At 41.2% G+C, this 22,447-nt stretch carries 20 protein-coding genes; 7 read left to right on the top strand and 13 right to left on the bottom strand.

All coding sequences use genetic code 11. From position 1 onward, the window contains the following. Window positions 1-55: 55 nt before the first annotated feature. A complete protein-coding gene (locus tag NH454_RS17635) occupies window positions 56-2,221 on the top strand; it encodes a S9 family peptidase (RefSeq protein WP_253039790.1) in 2,166 nt (721 codons plus the stop codon). A gap of 21 nt (window positions 2,222-2,242) precedes the next feature. Here the strand turns inward: NH454_RS17635 and NH454_RS17630 are convergent, their stop codons facing one another. From NH454_RS17630 to NH454_RS17615, 4 genes are read right to left on the bottom strand one after another with little or no spacing between them, the layout of a single operon-like run. Further along, on the bottom strand, window positions 2,243-3,718 hold the full coding sequence (locus NH454_RS17630; protein WP_138557887.1) for a HAMP domain-containing sensor histidine kinase: 1,476 nt from the start codon (window positions 3,716-3,718) through the stop codon (window positions 2,243-2,245). Beyond that, on the bottom strand, window positions 3,718-4,446 hold the full coding sequence (locus NH454_RS17625) for a response regulator transcription factor (protein WP_138557886.1): 729 nt from the start codon (window positions 4,444-4,446) through the stop codon (window positions 3,718-3,720). Before NH454_RS17625 ends, NH454_RS17630 begins: the two co-directional genes overlap by 1 nt. A gap of 58 nt (window positions 4,447-4,504) precedes the next feature. Next, window positions 4,505-5,233 carry a spondin domain-containing protein gene (locus NH454_RS17620; protein ID WP_253039789.1) on the bottom strand — a complete coding sequence of 243 codons (729 nt, stop codon included), beginning with the start codon at window positions 5,231-5,233 and terminating at the stop codon, window positions 4,505-4,507. A gap of 9 nt (window positions 5,234-5,242) precedes the next feature. Further along, the gene (locus tag NH454_RS17615) at window positions 5,243-5,944 is read right to left on the bottom strand and encodes a spondin domain-containing protein (protein ID WP_135923144.1); all 702 of its coding nucleotides are present in this window, start codon (window positions 5,942-5,944) and stop codon (window positions 5,243-5,245) included. 223 nt (window positions 5,945-6,167) lie between these two features. Between NH454_RS17615 and NH454_RS17610 the strand changes: the two genes are divergently transcribed. Further along, window positions 6,168-6,539: a DUF4870 domain-containing protein gene (locus NH454_RS17610; protein ID WP_135923145.1), complete on the top strand. Its 372-nt coding sequence runs from the start codon at window positions 6,168-6,170 to the stop codon at window positions 6,537-6,539. 56 nt (window positions 6,540-6,595) lie between these two features. Next, complete coding sequence (locus tag NH454_RS17605; RefSeq protein ID WP_253039788.1) at window positions 6,596-7,030, top strand: YqaA family protein; 435 nt, start codon at window positions 6,596-6,598, stop codon at window positions 7,028-7,030. On the opposite strand, the gene folX is transcribed toward NH454_RS17605, so the two are convergent. The 6 genes from folX to NH454_RS17575 form a co-directional block, all read right to left on the bottom strand. Continuing rightward, entirely contained in the window at window positions 7,027-7,386 is a 360-nt protein-coding gene (gene folX / locus NH454_RS17600; RefSeq protein WP_054554637.1) for a dihydroneopterin triphosphate 2'-epimerase, read from the bottom strand. The two genes, NH454_RS17605 and folX, sit on opposite strands and share 4 nt — an antisense overlap. A gap of 2 nt (window positions 7,387-7,388) precedes the next feature. Continuing rightward, entirely contained in the window at window positions 7,389-7,943 is a 555-nt protein-coding gene (gene folE, locus NH454_RS17595; protein ID WP_253039787.1) for a GTP cyclohydrolase I FolE, read from the bottom strand. Window positions 7,944-7,961: 18 nt separating this feature from the next. Then, window positions 7,962-8,681, bottom strand: a complete 720-nt coding sequence (gene folM / locus NH454_RS17590) for a dihydromonapterin reductase (protein ID WP_135923148.1) — start codon at window positions 8,679-8,681, stop codon at window positions 7,962-7,964. A 341-nt stretch (window positions 8,682-9,022) separates the two neighbouring features. After that, a complete protein-coding gene (gene nadE / locus NH454_RS17585) occupies window positions 9,023-9,859 on the bottom strand; it encodes an ammonia-dependent NAD(+) synthetase (protein WP_135923149.1) in 837 nt (278 codons plus the stop codon). Window positions 9,860-9,947: 88 nt separating this feature from the next. Beyond that, complete coding sequence (locus NH454_RS17580; protein ID WP_135923150.1) at window positions 9,948-10,568, bottom strand: DUF480 domain-containing protein; 621 nt, start codon at window positions 10,566-10,568, stop codon at window positions 9,948-9,950. An 11-nt stretch (window positions 10,569-10,579) separates the two neighbouring features. Beyond that, window positions 10,580-13,945: an ATP-binding protein gene (locus NH454_RS17575; protein WP_253039786.1), complete on the bottom strand. Its 3,366-nt coding sequence runs from the start codon at window positions 13,943-13,945 to the stop codon at window positions 10,580-10,582. A gap of 193 nt (window positions 13,946-14,138) precedes the next feature. Between NH454_RS17575 and NH454_RS17570 the strand changes: the two genes are divergently transcribed. Beyond that, the gene (locus NH454_RS17570) at window positions 14,139-16,421 is read left to right on the top strand and encodes a penicillin acylase family protein (protein WP_253039785.1); all 2,283 of its coding nucleotides are present in this window, start codon (window positions 14,139-14,141) and stop codon (window positions 16,419-16,421) included. Here NH454_RS17570 and NH454_RS17565 read toward each other — a convergent pair. Then, complete coding sequence (locus tag NH454_RS17565; protein ID WP_235384265.1) at window positions 16,414-17,514, bottom strand: GGDEF domain-containing protein; 1,101 nt, start codon at window positions 17,512-17,514, stop codon at window positions 16,414-16,416. The genes NH454_RS17570 and NH454_RS17565 overlap by 8 nt on opposite strands. 258 nt (window positions 17,515-17,772) lie before the next feature. Between NH454_RS17565 and NH454_RS17560 the strand changes: the two genes are divergently transcribed. Both NH454_RS17560 and NH454_RS17555 read left to right on the top strand, forming a co-directional pair. Next, window positions 17,773-19,305, top strand: a complete 1,533-nt coding sequence (locus NH454_RS17560; RefSeq protein WP_135923153.1) for a carbon-nitrogen hydrolase family protein — start codon at window positions 17,773-17,775, stop codon at window positions 19,303-19,305. Then, window positions 19,305-19,622 carry a multidrug efflux SMR transporter gene (locus NH454_RS17555; protein WP_235384264.1) on the top strand — a complete coding sequence of 106 codons (318 nt, stop codon included), beginning with the start codon at window positions 19,305-19,307 and terminating at the stop codon, window positions 19,620-19,622. The genes NH454_RS17560 and NH454_RS17555 overlap by 1 nt, the downstream gene beginning before the upstream one ends. 40 nt (window positions 19,623-19,662) lie before the next feature. On the opposite strand, the gene NH454_RS17550 is transcribed toward NH454_RS17555, so the two are convergent. After that, window positions 19,663-20,541, bottom strand: coding sequence for a DMT family transporter (locus NH454_RS17550; protein ID WP_253039784.1), 879 nt, complete (start codon window positions 20,539-20,541; stop codon window positions 19,663-19,665). Between the two features lie 234 nt (window positions 20,542-20,775). On the opposite strand from NH454_RS17550, the gene NH454_RS17545 reads away from it, so the two are divergent. Further along, window positions 20,776-21,159 (top strand): MAPEG family protein, encoded by a 384-nt coding sequence (locus NH454_RS17545; RefSeq protein WP_135923156.1) that lies wholly within the window; start codon window positions 20,776-20,778, stop codon window positions 21,157-21,159. Window positions 21,160-21,238: 79 nt separating this feature from the next. On the opposite strand, the gene NH454_RS17540 is transcribed toward NH454_RS17545, so the two are convergent. After that, window positions 21,239-22,444 (bottom strand): M56 family metallopeptidase, encoded by a 1,206-nt coding sequence (locus tag NH454_RS17540; protein WP_253039783.1) that lies wholly within the window; start codon window positions 22,442-22,444, stop codon window positions 21,239-21,241. Window positions 22,445-22,447 lie beyond the last annotated feature (3 nt).

Raw genomic sequence — 22,447 nt, 5'->3', positions numbered from 1 at the left:
TCACGGTTAATTACTTATATTAGGGACTTAATAATAAAAATTAATTAGGATCCCTATGAAAGTTGGCCATTCACTTTGCCTTGCGGCACTCTCTTTAGCTGTTCTATCAGCGTGTAATAAAGTTCCAGATAATAAAGAACAAGCAATTATTACAGAGCAAGTTCAGATATCTGCTCCCGTCGCCAAAAAAATACCCTATGAAATGACCATCCATGGTGATACTCGTATCGATAACTATTATTGGATGCGAGATGATGAGCGTAAAGATGAAGCCGTCATTGCCCACTTAAATGCTGAAAATGAGTATGTAGAAAGTATGCTCGCACACACTCTGCCATTGCAAAACACCTTGTTCGAAGAGCTTAAAGGACGTATTGAGAAAGATGACGATACAGTGCCAACCAAAAAAGGTGATTATTACTATTTTTCACAAACGCGCGGTGATGACGAATACCCGGTTTATGTGCGCAGCAAAGATAGCCAGGGTGAGAATAAGCAGGTTATCTTGAACGTAAATGACCTCGCTAAAGATCATGATTATTTTGCTGTAACAGGTTTGGCAGTGAGCCCAAATGGCAATTTGCTTGCTTACGGTGAAGATACGGTGAGTCGTCGTATTTATACAATTAAAGTAAAAGATTTAAGCACAGGTAAAATGTTGTCAGAGAGCCTTGAAGGCACTGAAGGTGAAGTTGTTTGGGCGAATGACAACAAAACCTTTTACTACATTAAAAAAGACCTACAGACACTGTTAGGCTACCAAGTTTATCGCCATACACTAGGAACATCTCAAGCCGACGATGAGCTAGTGTATGAAGAAAAAAATACCAGTTACTACACAGGTATTTCGAAAAGCAAAGATCAACAAGAAATCTATATTAGTCATGGCAGTACCAGTGCGTCGGGCGTCTCGGTTATTGATGCCAATGATGTAAAAGCAATGCCAAAACGTTTTATTGAACGCGAAGCAGGGCTTGAATACGACATCAAAAAATTGGGTGATTGGTATTATATTGTTACCAATTTAAATGCAGTTAACTTCCAACTGATGAAAGTTCACCGCGATAAAGCGCATGATAAAGCAAATTGGCAAACGCTTATTGTTGGTCGTGATGATGTGAAACTTGAAGATATTGAGTTATTCAATAATCATTTGGTTTACGAAGAGCGTGAAAAGGGTCAAACCCGTATCACTATTCGCGACCTTCGTAACCAACAAGAGCAAGTTGTTGCGTTTAATGACCTAACTTACATGGTTTTTAGCTATGGTAATAGTGAGTTAGATAACCCTAACTTACGTGTTTACTATTCAAGCATGACGACCCCAGGTAGCAGCTACGATATCAACCTTGAAAATGGTGAAAAAACGCTACTTAAGCAGCGCAAAGTGTTAGGTGACTTTAACCCAGAAAACTATGCCTCTGAGCGTGTTTACGTAACGACCCGAGATGGTGTTGATGTACCCGTTAGCCTTGTTTATCGTAAAGACAAGTTTAAAAAAGATGGCTCTAATCCACTTATGCAATATGGCTATGGGTCGTACGGTGCAACCATGGATCCGAGCTTTTCAAGCTCGCGTTTAAGCCTTCTTGATCGCGGTTTTGTATTTGCAATTGCGCATATCCGTGGCTCGCAAATGTTAGGCCGTCCTTGGTATGAAGATGGCAAGTTGCTGCATAAACAAAACACCTTTAATGACTTTGTTGATGTGACTAAGTCTTTAGCTGCTCAAAAATATGGTGATAAAGATAATATTTTTGCCATGGGTGGCAGTGCTGGTGGCTTGCTAATGGGGGCTGTTGTCAATCAAGCACCTGAGCTTTATAAAGGCGTTATTGCAGCAGTGCCTTTTGTCGATGTAGTGACGACCATGCTTGATGCCAGCTTACCATTAACAACGAATGAGTATGACGAGTGGGGTAATCCGAACGATAAAGTCTATTACGATTATATGTTGTCATATTCACCATACGACCAAGTTAAAAAGCAGGCATATCCAAACATGTTAGTCACTACCGGATTGCATGATTCACAGGTGCAATATTTTGAACCGGCAAAGTGGGTGGCTAAGCTACGTGAATATAAAACTGATGATAACCTATTACTGTTCAAAACCGACATGGAAGCAGGGCATGGTGGTGCATCTGGGCGCTTTAAAAGCTTGCAAGATACCGCGTTATATTATGCCTTTATGTTAGATTTAGCGGGTATAGAAAAATAATCACCCATCAGGCATCCGTGATTAAGCGGATGCCTGCATGGTTAAATTAAAGCGAAATTCACTGCCTTTTCCAACAGTACTTTGTACTTCGATTTTACTATTCATTAGCATAAGTAGTTGTTTACATATAGCTAACCCTAATCCGGTAGAGCCGCGTTTTATACTATTGCGAGCCTGATAATGTGGTTCAAAAATCGCAGTGAGCTCGTCGGCATGAATGCCAACACCAGTGTCTGATACCGCTACAAATAGTTCGTTAGCTTGCTCAGAAACGCTAACTGAAATCACTCCGCCATCTGGGGTATGGCGAATAGCATTTTCGATTAAGTTCGTTAGCACTCGTTCTAACTTGGCAATGTCAGCAGTTACTGTGAAATCGCATATCTCAGGGATAACCTTAAGTTTAATGCCGGCAGAGCGAGCGGTTAATTCCAGTTTTGCCACACAGTCATAAATTAACTCGCCCAAATTAAATGTTTCGGCATTTATTTTTACTTGCCCGCACTCTAAGTTAGCTAATTCAAATATTTGCTCAATGAGTTGTTTTAACTGTTGGCAATTATCCATCGCTAAATTTAGATAATGTTGCTGCTCTTGCTCACTTAAATGGCTGTTAGGCTTATTAATTACTTCGATAAAACCATGTAATGACGACAGCGGTGTTCTTAAGTCATGAGAGAGGTGGGTTAGTAATTCGCGACGCTGCTTATCTGCATGCTGTAGGGATTGAAATTGCTCATCGATGCGCGACAACATTGCATGTACGCCTTTGCTTAAATTACCAATTTCATTGTTACCCGTGTAACTTGGTCTGAGCGACATCTTTGTTAGGCTGTAATTGGCCGCTTCAATCTGACAAATTTCTTTGTTGAGTTGTTTTAGCGGTAATGTAAAGAACCTAAATAATATTAGCATGGCTATAAAAAGCGCGAGCATAGCTGTTATAAACCAAGCCGCACCTAGCCACAGTGCATCATTTTCTTTGATATTGTTTAAGGTTGTATCAAATGCTTGACCACCAATAATAACGTATAAATAGCCTTGCAGTTGTTGTTGATTAAACACCGGGGCGGCAGAGAAAATCTTTTTTGCGTCATGGCTACGTGGATCGTCACCATAAATAGGTGTGGCAGTGGGGTCGTTAATGAGCTTTTTAATGGGAGTAAGGTTGATCTGTTTTTTAATAACTTGGCCCGGTTTTGCAGAGTATGTAAGTAATTCTCCGCGAGGGTCTACAAAATAAAATTCAAAGTTGGGGCCTAATATCATCAGGGTATGAAATAAATTCTCTAAGGCTTCATAATCATACACACCTTGTTTTATTAAGGGATTGTCATGAACGAGATGCTCAGCCAGCTGTAAGTGTAAGTTTTGCTGTGCATGGTGCTGCGAAGTTTGCTCAAGATGCTTGCTCCAACTAAATACTAGGGCACATAGTAGGCTAAAAATAAGTACAAGCGACCATGCGAGCTTTTGATAGAGTGTCATTGTTTTCATTAGTGTGTGCTCAGTTGCGATGGGTTTAGTTTGTAGCCAACCCCCCATACCGTTTCAATAAAGTTGCTAGCGTGATACTGCTCAAACTTACTACGCAGACGATTTATATGTGAATTGACTGTATGTTCATAGCCACAGTGTTGATACCCCCAAACGTGATCAAGTAATTGCTGGCGACTAAATACATGATTTGGGTGTTTAGCAAAATACACCAGCAAATCAAATTCGGTGGCAGTAAGATTGATTGCTTGATTAGCTAAAAAAGCCTGATGACTTGAAAACTCGATATGTAGATCCCCAAGTTGAATGGATTCTGCATTATGCGCTTGTTCATTAGTTGATTGTGCGATGAGCAATTGTGCTCTATGGCGCAGTTGTGTTTTGATCCTTGCCTGTAACTCTCTTGCAAAGAAAGGTTTGCAAATATAATCATCTGCACCCATCTCTAAACCAATTACCCGATCCATGTCGCTACTTAGTGCAGTCAATAAGATGACAGCTGTTTGCGGATAGTGCTCTTTAATTTTTCGACATAAGCTAAGGCCATCCATTTGCGGTAGATTGATATCTAGCAACACCAACCCATAACTTTGATTAGCCAGCTTTTTTATCGCTGCCTCAGCACTTGCTGTTTCGTCAATGTGCAGGTTTAAGCTAGTCAACTGGGTGGTGATGAGTTGGCGAATGGTTTTATCGTCTTCAACTATGAGTAATTTTTCAGGGCGCATCGTTTAATCCAAGTAGCTAAGGCACATCCTTATGACCTTAGCGTAAGGAGTGCGATTGTTATTGCGTCCGCGTTATGACTATTTGAGCAACGGGGTTATCAAACTTGTATTGGCTTGTAAGCACTGAGCTTGCTAAACCATCATCTTGAGTTACAACTCCCGGGTGCATTGCTACACGATTAATGTCGTCTCGCATTTCGTTAAAACCTTCACCTGAATCAGCCGGACCAGGAATAGTGCCAGCAGCTTCAGAGTTGGCTTCAGTGCCAGCATCATAGGAAAAACTAGTACGAGACAGTGACTCATTAACCGCTAACGAAGACACGTCTATAGCATTAAGACCGGTAAACGCATCATTTGTATTCACTAACATAGTTGCAACACTGATTTTTAATGAATCAAGCTCCCCGGTTGTTAGTACCATAGTAACCTGTTGACCCGGTGGTAGTGGGCTTTCTGCAGAAGCGGATTGCAAAGTGTATTCACTGGCTAAAAGCTCGCTGTTGTCGCCGCCTTCGGCCATTAATTCAAGAGCACTAGAAGCTGGTTCGCCAATTTGCCATAGCATGCCATCGGTATGGGCAATCACGGCAACAGGTGAGAAAGGTTGAGCGGCAGTGAGATTAGTCACTTGCACGGTAAATTGATGGCTTTCTGCCATTTCTCCCATTTGGTTAGTCATCTCATCCACACTGTCTGTCATATCAACAGTCTTTTTATCAGAGCCACCGCAAGCTGTTAGGCTTCCTGCGAGTGCAATGATGAGTAAGCTTTTTGAAAAGCGCATAATAACCTCCTATTTCACTGTGATAGTTAACATAGCAACAGGGTTAAGCCATCTGTGAACGGTATTATTAAGGTCACTCATTCCACCTTCAGGATCATCGTCACCTAAGTTCCCAGGGTGAATATGAACCATCATATTGCTTTCGCTACTAGTTACACCGCTTGCATTCATACCGGCATTACCGCCCGGCGCAGCCGGAATGCCAGGCATTCCCATAGCACCAGAGCCATCGACAACTCGTTCGTCATTTGCTTCGGTGCCTGCATCATAAGCGTTTAAATACAGGGTGTAAGTCCCTGCTTCTGATGGGATCATCCAACTGTCTAAACCAACAAAGCCATCATTGGTAGGCAGTAACATAGCTGTTAACGACAAGTAGTTGTTACCTTCACTGGTGGTAAGCGAAGCCATTGTAGAGCTGGTTGGCGCTAATAAGCCTTCGGCTGGATTAGCAACCATATCGTTATTTGCTGCAGCTGCTTCATTCATTAATGGTTCTATGTTACCGCCTTCAGCCATCGCTTGAAGAGCCATTGAAGCAGGTGTAGCTACGTTAAACATTTGGCTATCGTTAGTGTGAGCAGTAATTAAGATAGGAGTAAAGTGTAAGCCTTGCGTAAGGTTAGTTAGTTTTATATCAAGCTCAGCAGCTTGGCTTGTAAGGCTAGTGACTGCACATGCAGCAAACAAAGTTAAAGGTAAAGCTTTCATGATCGATTCCTGTTTTTGATGATTCAAAATCAGTATCGAACAGCAATATCCAAAAACTTTCACAAAGTTATCACATTTTTATCACAACCAAAAAAATCTTCTCAAAAGCCTTTTGTTTGTCTTTTGTGCACGTTTTTGTTTTAAATCTAAGCAAATTATCTATGGTAAAGTAGCCTAAAGGTTTATAGTAGAAACATAAACAGACCATAACAAGGAATTTAAAATGGATGATAATCAAAAAGTTGAAATAATTGTGGCCGATAAAGAGCAACGTAATTGGGCGATGTTTTGTCATTTAAGTGCATTAGCGGGATTACTTTTCCCATTTGGCTCGGTTATTGGTCCGCTTATTATTTGGCTTGTGAAAAAGGAAGAAATGCCGCTTGTTGCTGAGCATGGCCGCAAGTCATTGAACTTTCAACTCACCATGATGATTGCTTACATTGTTAGCTTCTTACTAGTGTTTGTTGTTGTTGGTGTCATTTTATTACCAATCGTTGCACTGTTTTCTCTGATTATGGTTATTGTCTCGGCAATTAAAGCCAGTGATGGAAAAGAAGTTAATTACCCATTGACGATTGAATTTATAAAATAAACTGATTGCCATATAATGAGGGCTCAGCCATTTGCTGAGCTTATTTTGTGGTATATATGGCCTATTTCTCCTTATTCCTCAGCGCGTTTATTTCCGCAACCTTATTACCGAGCTCCTCTGAGTTAGTTATGACCGCCATGATTGCCAGTGGCGACTATTTACTCTGGTTATTGTGGTTAAGTGCGACCTTAGGTAATGTCTTAGGTAGTTGCGTTAATTATTGGCTAGGCACACAAGTGATGCGTTTTAAAGACCGTAAATGGTTTCCCGTTTCACAAAACTCGATAGACAAAGCCGAACAGCAATTTAATAAATACGGTATTTACAGTTTGCTATTTGCTTGGTTGCCCATTATTGGCGATCCACTTACTGTGGTTGGAGGAATTTTTCGGGTAAAATTTTCTGTATTCGTCGCATTAGTCGCCCTAGGCAAAGGCGCACGTTATTTAGCTGTGCTTGCCTTTGCGGTAGGACTAGAAAAGTTATTCTAACTTTTTTGCCAATCAAGAGTCAGTGATACTGAATCAGCAAAGCGCAGCGCATGAGGTTTATCGACACGCACTTTGGCATAGTGAACACTTTGATGCTGGTGGCAAATCGCTAAAATTTCAGCAACCAATTTTTCTAACAGTAAAAAGTGGCCTTCTTCGACAAGGCTGATCACTTCTTTAGTAATAGTCTTGTAGTTTAGCGCTTTATCGACTGCGTCAGTCTCACAAGCTTGATCAGCAGGGTAGTGAATTTCTAAATTAATCACTACATCTTGCTTTTTCTCGCGTTCCTCAGGGTTAAAACCAATGAAGGTTCGTAGCCTGAGGTTAGTGACATTAATAATTGCGTTAGCCATCATTACCCTCTAACTAGTTGTAAGAACTCGTTACGGGTTTTTGGATCTGCTCTGAAGTTGCCTAGCATGACCGATGTACGCATGCTTGAGTTTTGCTTTTCAACGCCGCGCATCATCATACACATATGTTTTGCTTCAACAATTACACCCACGCCTTTTGCTCCGGTTACTTCTTCAACCGCTTTAGCGATTTGATGGGTTAATTGCTCTTGAATTTGAAAACGGCGTGCGTACATATCAACAATACGCGCAAATTTAGATAAACCAAGAACTTTGCCATTTGGGATATAGGCAATATGACAGCGACCAACGAATGGCAGCAAATGATGCTCACACATAGAGTAAAGTTCAATATCTTGAACCAGTACCATGTCATCGGCGTCTGATGTAAATACCGCATTGTTAGTGATCTCGCCTAACGTTTGGCGATAACCTTTTGTCAGATACTCCATTGCTTTAGCGGCGCGCTTAGGCGTGTCGAGTAACCCTTCTCGTTGTGGATCTTCACCCACGGCGCTAATAATTTCGTGGTAACTCTTTTTTAAATCATCGTGCATAGGATTCTCAGTAATTCGTTATTTTAAATGTCTGCCACCATCGACAGGCATCGAACGCCCGGTAATGTAATGGCTGTGTAGTAATAGCTCTACGCTGTGAATAATTTCAGCGCAACCAGGCTCAATGCCCATCAGTGATTTTTGTAATGTTTTTGCTTTGTATTCGTCGCTATCATCTTCGTTGAAAATGATTAATGACGGCGCAATTGCATTGACCTTGATTGCAGGGGCAAACTTAGCCGCGAATGATTTTGTTAAGTTATCAAGTGCAGCTTTGCTTGCAGCATAAGCAAGGTGTTTTGGACTACCTTTTTCAACGACATAATCGGTGAGATGAATAATATCGGCAGGGTGTCCTGTATTTTCGTAATGGTGTAGCAGTAAATCGCTCACTGCTAAATTTATTAGGTAGGGCGCTTTTGCATGAATTCGCATCATATTATCGAAAAGCGCTGCATAATCATGGTTACTTGCTTCGCAGTCCCAACTAGAAGCATTATGAATAATGGCTTGAAGTTGATTGGTATGCGATTTTAATTGTTCTATGAAGTTGGCTATCGCTTCATCACTATTAAAGTCAGCATGAATACATGTAGCCCCTTGTCCAGCTAGTACATCAATGGCTTGATGACGCGTACGGTAGGTAACAATGATTTCTTGCCCTTGCGCTAAAAAGTGCTCGGCCAAAGCGAGTCCAATTCGTTGGCCTGCGCCAGTAATTAATATGGGCGATGACATAAACTAATATAAAACCTTAGATTTTTAATGTAATGAGTAATGTGTTTAACACTATCAACTATAAACCAAATTACAGAACTATTTCATCTTTACTGCAATGATGTTGCTAAACTTTCTACGCAAATGAAGATAACCCAGATCATTTTTAGTAATGGAGTTATTGCAGTTAGCTTGGTTTTGATAAGAAAAGCATGTCTTAAGCAAACCCAAAAATCATTATCTCGCAGCTTTCAATGCTGGACTAAAGGAAGTTTTAGGTATCAGGGAAGAGTTAGCTGTAGGCAATTAAACAGTGTTAATTGCCTACAGCTAGAAAATAATGCAGCAAATAATATTGTTGCTTACAGCGCGTCGTAAACGGTTGGAATAGCTTGACGTTTATGTTGAGTGCGAAGATAAATCGCAGTTAGCTTCTCTTCAACTTCTGCTGAGACTTCTTTGCCTTCTAAGAAATCGTCAATTTGATCATAAGTTAGGCCGAGCGCTTCTTCATCGGTTAAGCCTGGGCGGTCACATTCTAAATCAGCGGTAGGAGCTTTATGCACTAGCACTGCTGGTGCGCCTAGATGCTCTGCAAGAGCACGAACTTGGCGCTTAGATAAACCAAATAGAGGAGCAAGATCACATGCTCCATCACCAAATTTTGTGTAAAAGCCGGTAATATTTTCAGCGCTATGGTCGGTGCCAACAACTAATCCTTGGCAGAAGCCTGCAATTTCATATTGTGCGACCATGCGCTGGCGTGCTTTAACATTACCCTTAATGAAATCTATTTTAGCTTGTTCAGGAAGCTCAGCACTTGCACCGACTACCGCGGCCATGGCTTGTTCATGCATACCATCTACAGCTGCTTTGATATTAACCGTCATGCGCTTTGATGGCTTGATAAAGTCAACCGCGAGTTGTGCTTCGTCTTCATCTGCTTGTACACCGTAAGGTAAACGTACAGCAATGAACTGATAATCGTTGGTGTTATGTTCTTGGTTTAATTCATCTACAGCTAATTGACATAAACGACCACAGGTTGATGAATCAACACCGCCACTGATCCCTAATACAAGCGAGCGTGAGTGCGCAGCAATGAGACGGCTTTTTAGAAAGTTGACGCGACGAGTGATTTCCGCTTTTACATCAATAGTGGGTTGGACTTTCATTTCTGCCAGAATGTCGGCACGCATGGTAGAGCTCCTTTTTTACTTTTGGTTGTCAGCGTGGAAGCCCCAAGACGAATGGGGTAACTACATTATGTTACGGGTCAGGTTATTATTAAAGACCTAAATGCGCTTTTATTTCGTTAATTTGTTGCTTAAGTTCGTCTATTTCAGCTCTTAATTGTTGAACTTCGCTACTGTTAATTGCTTCAGGCTCACTCAGCATCTCTTCGATACTATCTGGATCTACGAATAAGTGCATATAACGACTTTCTCGTTTTCCTGGCTCACGGGCTAAGCGAGTGACATATTCTTTCTCGATTAATGCAGCTAAAGCTGCTTCCACTTCATTAACATTACTAAACTCAGCAAGGCGGTTACTTCGGGTTCTAAGTTCGCCGGGGGTTTGTGGTCCGCGTAATAGTAGCAAACAGATAATAGCACGCTGTTGTTCGGTAAATTGCAAGCTGCCAAACTCGGTATTGCAAAAGCGGTGCGCGTACTTATTAACCCGCCCAGAAAGGCCTTCATCTAAGGTTACTAATCGCTGCGCAATGAGTTCATCAAGGGTATCTTGTACTTGTGATTCAGATAACGACAGTACTGGATCTCGATTAGATTTTTGGTTGCAAGCGTTGGTAAGTGAATTTAAAGATAATGGATAATGTTCAGGTGTTGTACTTTGTTTTTCGAGCAAACAGCCAATGACGCGTTGTTGATTTATTGATAATTGCATTGTTTTACTCTCTATTCTTCAGTGCTTAACCACACGGTTAGTTTTTTACTGAGCGTATCAAACTTCAAAGGTTTGGTAACATAATCATTCATGCCCGCATTTAAACAGCGTTCTTTGTCACCTTGCATTGCATTAGCGGTGAGCGCAATGATAGTTACATCTTGATGTGCCTTACCAGCTTCACCTGCACGAATTGCCCGAGTTGCTTGGTAGCCATCCATTTCTGGCATTTGGCAATCCATAAGCACGAGTTGGTAAGGCATTTGCTCGCGACGAGATAGCTTAGCAATTGCTTCAAGGCCATTTTCAGCTATGTCGAAGCTGATACCTACCTGCTTTAAAAGCGATCCAGCAACAATTTGATTAACCTTATTATCTTCAACTAGCAGCACTTGTGAAGCAGAATTTTCATCTTGAGTGGCAACTTTTGTAATCAGTGTGTCGTTGTTTACTTGTTGTTGCTCAATGTATTTTTCGTTAGCAAGTGAGTTAAATAAATCTGACTGGGTCAAAGGTTTAAAAATGATACTCTCAGCTTTTAAGGCCTGTTTGCTTTGCACTTCGGTCAAACTCATTGGTGCCATTAAAATACGTTTACACTGTTCAGCATTAAAGTGTTTAACAAAAACTTGTTGTTGCTCTTTAGTTGCGTTGGTATAAAACAAGAAATCAACGAAAATCGCGTCACATTCGACATGTTCCGTCATAGCCGCGCGACTCAATAAACGTGTCATATCGGTAAATACTTCAACGCTGGCCCCCCATAGTTGCAGCTGTTTTTTCGCTATATTGCTACTCAACTTACAATTATCTGCAATGAATATATGTTTTTTATCAATAATATGGCTGGGTTCTAGGGCTTTCTTTTTATGATCTATTTTCACTTTTACAGAGAAATTAAAAGTACTGCCTTCTCCATATGAGCTGACCACACTCACATCGCCCTTCATTAGGTTACATAGTTGTTTAACAATCGCTAAGCCAAGCCCTGTACCGCCATATTGGCGAGTTGTTGAGGTATCTGCTTGGGTAAATGAGTCAAATAATGTAGCTTGCTTTTCAGGCTTAATACCGACTCCGGTATCAATGATGGAACAGTTTAAAAAGTGCTCGTCATCTAATTTCTCAAGCTTAGCAATAATAATTATTTTGCCATTTTTAGTGAATTTAACCGCATTACTAACAAGGTTGTTGATAATTTGTCTGATCCTGTTTGGATCGCTGACAATAAATTCGTGATAAATATCAGTCGTATCAAGGATAAGTTTGGTGTTGTTTTGTTCGGCTTTAATTGCAAATGATTCGATGGTGTTGCCGAACAGTTTTGAAATATTAAAGCTAACATTTTCGATATCTAGTTTACCAGCTTCAATTTTTGAGAAATCTAAGATGTCGTTAATGATATGCAAAAGCGACTCGGCTGAAGATTGTGCGAGCTCTAGATGATGACTCTGTTGGCTATCTAATTTAGATTGCTTAATGATATTGAGCATGCCAATCACCCCATTCATTGGAGTGCGTATTTCATGGCTCATACTTGCTAAGAACTCACTTTTTGCTTTTACTGCTTGTTCAGCTGCTTCTTTAGCTTGCACTAGTTGCTGCTCGGTTTCTATACGGCGTTGGCTGGCGTGTAAACTACCAATTAGCGCTGCAACGGCAATTAAAAAACTTTCTTCGTTTTTACTCCATTGCCTGCGAGATTTGCATTTTTCTGCGCACACAACCCCCATGGTTTTACTACCGGTGGGAATGATCACCGTGAGCATTGAGCATATTTTAAATCGTTCAAAATAAGTTGTTCGTAATTCTTTTAAAAACGGATGGTGTGGGGCATCACTAGCATTTACAACGGCATTGTTATTAATGGCGTCAAAGTAATCAGGGTAATCAATTTGTTTTAGTGTGGTTGCTTCTCGTATTTGTGGTGTATTCTCGTCATGAACAGCAAAGGTATCGAGAGACTCTCTGTCGTCACTAAATAACCAAATGCTGGCACGGTCAACGTCAAAAGCATGACAAATCGCTTGTACAATGACATGCTTTGATAAATTCAAATTACCCGTTAGTACAGCATCATTAACAGTGAGCGACGCTAAAATCTCGTTGTGTAAAGCTACTTTCCTGTTTTCAATTTCAACTCGTTTACGGGCATCAATATTTTGCAGTGAGCCGAATACTTTTATGCAGCGGCCATTACGATGTTCGGTTTCGGCGTGAACTAACACCCATATTTCATCCCCATCAGCTGTGACGACTTGTACCTGAGTTTCAAAGCTTTCGCCGTTTTTTATAGCGCGCTCATTCAATTGGCGGATTTTATCGCGGCTTTCACCGGCTTTAAAATAACTATAATTTTGAGGCCACTCGGGCTGCTTGCTCAGCGGAAATTTAAAAATTTGTTTGGTCATATCAGACCAATACACAGATTTTGTTTCTAGGTTGAACGACCATGCCCCTACTTTGGCAAGACTACTCATAGTCTCTAGCATTCGCTCACTCTTATATTGCCGCTCAAGCATTTTCAGAAAAAACCATGAGCAACCTGCAAATAAAACACAAAATAAAATAATGGCTAACCGTAGTGGCCAAATGGCAGAAGCAGGGGGGTGCCAACCTGCTTTGGGTGATGCGTACATTTGCCACTTACCACCCGGGAAGTGAATTATAAAATCGAGAGGATCATTTTTTAAAATTGCACTTTTTCCGTAAAAGAAATCTCCTTGTGAGCCCAGACCATTTCGCCCTTGCAGGGCAACATCATAATTTTCACTGAGCGAAACTAAACCAGAGTTTACATATATTTTATTGATATCAAGTACCACAGATAATAATCCCCAAAACTGTTGTTCTGGAGGAATAAATACAGGCATACGTGCGATGAGTGCCTGTCCACCTTGTACTAGCTCTAATGGGCCAGCCATAACAATCTGGTTTTCATCTCGTGCTCTGAGCGCATCTGCGCGTTGTGCTGCATTTTCTAAAAAATTAAGCCCAATTGATTTTTCGTTACCTTCAAGGGGGTAGGTCATTCGAATAACCATATTGGGAGCCGCACCAATATTTCTTAGTTCAGATGAGGTTTCAAATAGTGGAGAGGCTATTTGGCTGTAACGAGCTTGATCTAAATTTGGCTCCGCCGTTATAGCTACGGCGAGACCGCGAACAAGTTGAATATTTGAGACGAGGATCGCTTCTAATTCAGCCCGATAAGCACTTACTTTTGCTAGCTCTTGCGCACGGAAAGCATCTTTTTCACGGTGATAATTTATCCGATCAATCACGATACCTATAACGATAACAAGCACGAGAGATAGCCAAAAAGCTAACTTTAATTTATGTAATTTCTTATTATCAGTGTCGATCGTTAATGGCATTAGAAGCATTGATTTTTTTACTATTTAATTACTATAGACAATTTACCTTGTAATTAACAATGGGGACTTTGATATGTAAGTTATTTGTCTGTGGGTCGTTTTCTCAGTTCAGTGATCATTATTTTGTATGAAGACACTATTTTTTCACAAAACTTAGGTTAATATAGTGTTACTTTAGCTAAGGGAAGCAAGCATGTTTAAGATAATCAAATGGTTACTAGTCGCTTCGCTCATCATCGGACTATTGGCAACAGGCCTCATCTATGGGGTGTTGAATCTAAGTTTGCCAGCACTTGATGGTCGAGGACAAAGTAATGCAATTACTCACTCAGTGAAGATTGAGCGTGATGCTTTGGGGCAAGCTGTTATTAGCGCTCAAAATCGCTTAGATGCTGCTTATGCGCTTGGTTTTGCGCATGGCCAAGACCGATTCTTTCAAATGGATTTATTGCGCCGTAATGCGGCGGGTGAATTAAGTGAGCTGTTTGGTAAAGCTGCGTTAGAGCTTGATAAAAAAATGCGTTTTCATCAATTACGTCAGCGTAGCCAGTTTTTAGTTGAGCAACTACCTGCTGCAGATAAGACGCTACTTAAAGCCTATGCTAATGGCGTGAACGAAGGTTATGCGCAATTGGGTTTTGATAGCTTTGAATACATATTAACAGGCTCGAGTGCTCAACCTTGGCAAAGCGAAGACAGTTTGTTGGTTATTTTTAGTATGTACTTAGACTTACAAACAGCAACATTTGAACGAGATAAAACGCTGATAGAAATTGAGCAGCTTTACGGTAAAGACATGGTTGACTTTATTACCCAGCCAAGCCCTTATCAGGCTGCACTTGATAACAGTCAGTTACCTGCATACGGTGCAGGGATCCCTGCTTTAAACAAATCATCATGGGTAATCAACGATATTCTCGACCGAAAAGAATTAGGGAGTAATAATTGGGCCGTTACAGGGCAGTTAACTAAAACGGGCGCTGCAATGTTATCTGATGATATGCACCTTTCTTTTGCGGTGCCAATCATTTGGTATCGCGCTCAACTTAATTATCCTGTTGATGGTCAGATGCAGCAAATTACCGGTGTATCATTGCCGGGGGCACCGGCAATTGTGGTTGGTACAAATAATAAAATCGCGTGGGGTTTTACCAATGGTTATTTAGATACCGCCGATTGGGTAGCGCTTGAGAGTAAAGAGAAAACGTGGCAAATAGATGAACCCATTTTACTTAATGATGGCAAGGTTGAAAATTATGCTTTGACCATGAGTGAGTATGGTCCCGTTAAAGAAATTAATGGCAAACCCTATGCTTTAAGTTGGGTTGCTCATCATGATTATGCCGTTGATATGGACTTATTAAAGCTTGAAAGTGCAAAAACGGTTGATGATGCGCTAGCTATTGCTGCAGACGTTGGTATTCCGGTACAAAACTTAATGGTGGTCGATGATAAAGGCAATGCTGCATGGAAAAATATGGGAGCAGTGCCTGCACGTAAAGTGCCTCATCAACTGGCTGTGTCTGAACAAGCTTACTCTGCAGCTTGGCATGAGAATGAAACGGATCGTCCCTTTGTAAAAAATCCTGAGAGCGGTCGTTTATGGACTGGTAATTCTCGGGTTGTTTCGGCTAAAGATGATGAGCGGTTTGGTAATGGTGCATACGCGATGGGGGCAAGATCAGCACAAATTCGCGATCGTTTATTTGAAAAGCAGCAATTTACCGAGCAAGATTTTTATTCATTACAGCATGATAACGAGGCGCGCTTTTTAGCACCATGGCATCAATTACTGGTTAAACAGCTTAGCACTGCAGGCGATAAATATGCGCTGTATTTAAAAGAGCTAAATAACTGGCAGGCGTGTGCTTGTAGCGACTCAATTGGTTACACCTTAGTAAAACGTTACCGCAGTGAAGTGATTAATAGCTTATTTAGCCCATTAGAAAATAAGCTAAAAGAGCTCGACAGTAGTTTAAAGCCAGTTAAGCGAGATTTAGAGCCTGCCGTTTGGCAACTTATCGAAGCTCAGCCTCAAACATGGTTAAACCCTGATTATGCAAACTGGCAACAGCAAATGGTAGGAGCCTTTGACCGCGTTATTACTAAACTTACAGAGCAGTACGGTAATAATCCACACAGTTGGCAATGGGGTAAGGTCAACGAATTAGTGATTGAGCACCCGTTTGCCAAGCAAATACCGGCACTTAAAAGCTTATTAAATATGCCTACAGCTCCTGGCTTTGGCGATACCTTCATGCCAGCAGTCCAAGGTCGTAGCTTTGGCGCTTCACAGCGTTTTATAGTACAACCAGGCCATTTAGATAAAGCGATTATGGCGATTCCTGGCGGTCAATCAGGGCATCCGTTGTCGGAGTTTTATCGAGCTGGATTTGACGACTATGTGAGTAACGGTTTAACTCCTCTATTACCACAAGAGATTATTCATAGTATTCGTATTGATGCGGTTAACTAACCGCATCAATATCATCGAAAGTAGGGTTGGAACCTTTCGCGACAGTGGTTTGATTTCGACCCAAGTGTTTACTTTGATACAAGGCCGTATCAGCATGTTGTAGCATTTTTTCTATCGGTGCAAGAGGCTGCCACTCGATTAAACCAAAGCTCATAGTGATTGTTAAATCAGGGAAATCGGGATGGGCATCAAGCTCGGCTATCTGTTGACGAAGCGCTTCTATTTTAGCAAAAGCTTGTTGCTCATTAGTATTTGTAAGTATCAATAAAAACTCTTCACCTCCCCAACGAACAGCAATGTCATCCTCACTGATAAAGTCACTAATTAGTTTTGATACATTTATTAAGATGGTGTCACCTTTATCATGACCAAAGGTATCATTAATACTTTTGAACCTGTCAATGTCAGCCATAACCATACATAGATTGGCATCTTGCTCGATACTCTTTTTATGTGCCATTGAGATGAGCTTTTTCGCAAACCGTCGGTTGTATAATTTTGTTAATGGATCTCGAGCGGCCATCTCGGTGAGCTCAACGCGTTGTGAAAGCGTAATTTCACGAATAAGCCCCATCCCATACACCATAGGTAATCCGGCAATGATGACGTTTATCACATTGATATATGGAAGGAGTTCAGGATAAGCGAAACCATAGGTTACGTCTGAGAAAAATAAATACAACGAAGCAAAGGTAGCAATCATTAACAAGCTGTATGTTGCAGCCCATTTAAAAGTAAGCTGGTAATCAATCATCAAAATACACGACACAGTCCATAAATAGAACTGAAACCCAGCACCTAAGCCAAGAGTTGCGCAGACAATAACTGCATGAATAAGCACTTCGAGGCAAAACACCCTCAAAGCAAGAGAGGTTAAGCCTTGCTTTATAAGGAAAATACCACTGCCCCAAGCAAATACACTTAAAATGTTAACTATAGCGAGCATGTTCGCGCCAATGTGCGCGAAAGCGGGGATTAGTAAAGCATGTACAGCTAATGCGAAATAGGCAATTTTAGTAATAATAAGAAACTTTACATGCTCTATTTCTTCTAATCCAGACTGTTTGGTTTGTCTTAGTAAATGTTTTATCAAACCAACCTCATACACACTTACAGGGAGAAATTAAAGTATAGATGATTATTTGAACAATGCGGCAGTGTTGTCAGGTGCTTTTAATAACAGCACAATAAAATTTTTGTATAATGCTAATTAAAGCCTTGTTCACCTGCAGTTTGCTAAGTTTAAGGCTTGGCAGAGCTCATAATTGATGCCACTCTAAATAAAACCAATCTAGAAACATGAGAATATCTTGTTTTATTGATTATCCTCTCGTGCCTAAAAGGAGTAAGTATGCCGGCGGAAAAAACGCATTTAGCGATCTGTAATTTAACTAAAGAGCAGTATCCACAAATCAAAACTCTCATGGATCAAGCGTATCCGGGGCTCGGTGGTGCTTGGCCAAGTCACACTATTTTTAGGTTAATAGACCAGTTTCCGGAAGGGCAAATAGGCATTGTTGATGACGGTGTTTTGGTCGGAATTGCGCTTAGCGTACAGGTTGATTACGGACGCTTTTCTAACCCACATACTTATGAAGACATTGTTGATGGTCACGACCGTGTATTTAGTGACCCTGAAGGTGATGCCTTATATGGTTTAGATGTGGTCATTTCATCGACTCACCGAGGTATGCGACTTGGTCGTCGTTTATACGATGCACGAAAAGAGTTGTGCCGCCAGTATAACTTACGTGCCATTTTAGCAGGTGGGCGAATTCCGCGTTATTACAATCACAGTGCAGAGATGACTCCGATGGAGTACATCGAAAAAGTGGACCACAAAGAGCTGTACGATCCGATTTTAAGCTTTCAGCTATCTAATGATTTCCAAGTAAAACGTCTACTTAAAAAGTATCTTCCTGAAGATCAGGAATCCGTTGGTTATGCCACTTTACTAGAGTGGAATAACATTATGTTTGAGCCGACTGATACGGTACTTGAGTCGACCAAATCAATTGTGCGCGTCGGTGCTGTACAGTGGCAAATGCGCTGTGTTGAGTCTGTTGAAGAGCTGCTTAAGCAAGTGGAATATTTTGTTGATACGGTATCAGATTATAAGAGTGACTTTATTCTGTTTCCGGAGTTTTTCAATGCCCCGTTAATGGGACTCACTGAGCAAAGCAATCAAACCGAAGCAATTCGCTATCTGGCCGAATACACAGAAACATTCCGTGATGCTATGTCGCGTATGGCGGTTGAATATAACGCCAATATTATCACCGGTTCTATGCCGCTTGCTGAAGACGACAAGATTTATAATGTCAGCTATTTGTGCCACCGCAGCGGTAAAATTGATGAGCAGCGCAAAATTCATATTACGCCCCATGAGCAAAATGACTGGGTGATCCAAGGCGGTGACAAAATTGCCGTATTTGAAACGGATGCGGGTCGTGTCGGTATTCAAATTTGTTACGATGTTGAGTTCCCTGAGCTGTCACGTATTCTCGCTAAACAAGGGCTGGATATTTTATTTGTACCATTTTGGACAGATACCAAAAACAGTTACTTACGTGTTCGTCATTGTGCCCAAGCACGCGCAATCGAAAATGAATGTTATGTTGTGATTGCAGGCTCTGTTGGTAACTTACCTGAAGTAGAGAGTTTAGACGTACAATACTCGCAATCGGCAGTGCTTACGCCATCAGATTTCTCATTCCCGCATGATGCGACCTTGAATGAAGCAACACCTAATACTGAAATGTTGTTATTCAGTGATTTAGATATGGATAAACTGAAAATCCTGCACAGTGAAGGTACGGTAAGAAACTTAAAGGACCGCCGTGAAGATCTGTATGACGTGATCTTGAAAAAGCGAGAGCAATAATGGCGTGGCTGTATTTAATTGTCGCAGGACTGTTAGAGATTGGTTGGCCAGTCGGCCTTAAAATGTCTCAACAGCCAGATAGTCGCTGGTTAGGTATTGCAATAGCTGTCGCCTTTATGGTCGCCAGTGGGTTTATGTTGTGGTTGGCGCAAAAGGATATTCCGATGGGGACATCCTATGCGGTATGGACAGGCATAGGAGCCGCAGGCACCTTCTTGGTTGGTATTTTATTTTATGGTGATGCTGCCACATTTGGCCGCATTGCCGGAGTACTTTTGATAATTAGTGGTGTAATAACCCTAAAAATTAGTCATTAAAAAAGCGGCATAGCCGCTTTTTTAATGACTAGGAATAAGCCTAATTGGGTAGCATTACCAGAATGGCTGCCAATGCAATTAACACAAGCCCCGCCGTGTCTTGGCGTTTTAACGGCTGTTTTAGCCAAAGAATCGATACCATAATGGTAAAAAATACTTCAATTTGCCCCAGTGTTTTTACATAAGCAACATGCTGCAAGCTCATGGCGCTAAACCAACCGATGGAACCTAAACAGCTACACACACTAACAGCGGTCGTGGTGCCTTTGTGATGCCACATTTTGTTAAATGTATCGCGCTCTTTGAGGGCAATATAAACGCACAGCATCAAGGTTTGTAAGCTGATTATCAGTACCAATACCCAAGCCGCCGAGTGTGGGAAAGTCAGCCCTGAATTTAAGCTTGCTTCGCGGATCCACGACGATGAAAGAGCAAATGAAGTACCGCAAGCAAGCCCAAGAAGTGCAGTGCCCAAATTAAAGTGTTTAACATTCGCGATGCCACTTAATAGCAATACCGCAATTGCACCAATAAAGACCCCAATCCAGCCTAGTAACGACAGCGCTGAGCCAAAGAACATAACACCTAAAATGGCCGCCATCAGTGCTTCACTTTTTGCAAGCCCTGCGCCGACTGCAAAGTTATTCATTTTAAATAGTTTTACCATCAAACCGGTGGCAAGGATTTGGACGATACTGGCGCCAACAATGTAGCCAATAAAAGCCAGATTAAAGTCAGGAAGTGCAGCGTCTTGGTATTGATAAAGTGCAAATAAATAAAGGGCAGCAATCGGGCTGGCAACAATAAAGCGGGCAAGCGTCACCCCTGCAACACTCACTGTTGCACTGAGTTTACTTTGCAGAGCATTGCGCCATGACTGCATAAACGCTGCAAAAATAGTTAAGAAAATCCAAGTCATATTGAAAATATATTAATGGGGGGAGGCAATTAGAGTATCAAAACCAAAGTATTAGGGCATTAGCTTATCGACCAACTTGAGAAAAACTCAGCTGTGACAATATGTCGCAGGGCTTTTAAGTAATCATTAGGCTATAGTGGCAATGATGCTATTGCTAGCCGTTGCTTTTAGAAGTAGCGGCTTTTTTTTGTTTGCTGTAGGGTAAGCTATTACAGTTAAAAATAAGGAAATATCATGACAACACTGATTATCTGCGCACTCATCGCAGTACTCATACCTTATTTAGCTAAAGCCCCCGTGGCTTTTGCACAAAATAAGCTAGCAGGCTACGACAATAAGCACCCTCGCGAACAACAAGCAAAACTAACCGGCTTTGGTGCTCGTGCATTAGCAGCACATCAAAATAGCTTTGAATCGTTGATTATTTTTGCAGTAGCGCTGGCGGTGGTAATCGGTAGTAATAATATCTATCAGGTGACTGAAACCCTTGCGATTGTGCATGTTATTGCTCGCGTTCTATACTGTATTTTCTACTACATAAACCAAGATATATTGCGCTCATTAGTCTGGTTTATTGGTTATGTTTGCGCTGTGGCGATGATCGCTCTTTGCCTCTAGTCATAAGGTAAATAGTTAAAAACCACAAAGCAAGCGGCTTAAATAAGGCGCTTGCTTTAGGGTCTTAAGTTGCTACAGCTTATTTAGAACTGACTTTAACTTTCTCAATCAAATCATTAGCTTGATAGTTTTCGTCTAAGGCAAAATCGAGTTGCACTAGGGCGTTTTTAAAGCCAGATTCAGATGGCGCATATTGCCATTGTTTTAATGCTCTTTTCGCTTCTCGATTGAAAACATCTTCAGGCTCTGCACTTACCACACTAATATTGCTGGTGGCGCCGCTTGGTAAAATATCGTATTTCAAAACGACTGAACCGCTAATGCCTTGCTCCGCAGCTTGAATTGGGTATATCGGTTCTACGCGCATAACCGCTTGATAGTCTTTTGTCTTTTCAACTGACATTGGCTGTTTTGCAATGGCAAAGCTGCTAAGCATGCCCGCTGTAAAAATAACTAATGCTGTTTTTGCGATAAATGAGCTGTTGTCGATCTGCTTTATTTGATTTAGACGTTGTAACATGGTGTTTTTATCTCCGTATTGTGAATAAGCCATTAAGCCTGTTCTGCTAAAGCTTGCACAGTGCACTAATGCCTTACTGTATAAAATTCGTTGCTCTGTCGATTTATTTTTGAGTACCTGCTCATCACATGAAAGCTCTTGAATACGGCGCAGGCTTGCATAGCCAAGCCAAGCGATTGGGTTAAACCACTGCACAATAGTGGCACTCAAAGCAATGGCATTAATTAGATTGTCTTTACGTTTAATGTGCACAGATTCATGCTCTAAAATAAGCGCTAAAGCATGGTTATCGTATTGGCTTTGATAGTTTGTAGGCAGCACTAGCTTGGTATTTATAACGCCTACAACCATAGGTGAGCTCACCTGTTTGCTTTGGTATAAGCGCATACTTTGGCTGTTGTGATGAACAACCGTAATTGGCTCTAGTTGCAGTTTCGCTAAAAAACGATAATGAAAGTACACGGCAGTGATCAGCATAGTAGCCGTAATAAAGCCATAAATAGCGAACCACGTTAGCGTAAATTGCGGCATTATTGCTGTGTTTGGCGTAATGGTCAGCTTACTGATAAAGTCGTTTTGTATCGGCTTTAAGTGGTTTGGCAGGTTCGCTAACAGTAAGCTAATAGGTAGTAGTGCCCACAGCGTATAAACCAAGCGCGCTGATAACTGGCTCAATAATTTTCGCTCTAGCAGCAATAAAAACAAAATTGCAGATGAGATCAAAAGCTGTTGTTCTAACAGCCAATTAAAAAATGCATCTAACATAAC

Origin of the sequence: Pseudoalteromonas sp. Ps84H-4 (assembly GCF_024124645.1) — a bacterium.
GTDB lineage: Bacteria > Pseudomonadota > Gammaproteobacteria > Enterobacterales > Alteromonadaceae > Pseudoalteromonas > Pseudoalteromonas lipolytica_C.
The sequence above is the reverse complement of the archived record's forward strand: the minus strand, read 5'-3'. Positions and strand labels throughout refer to the sequence as shown.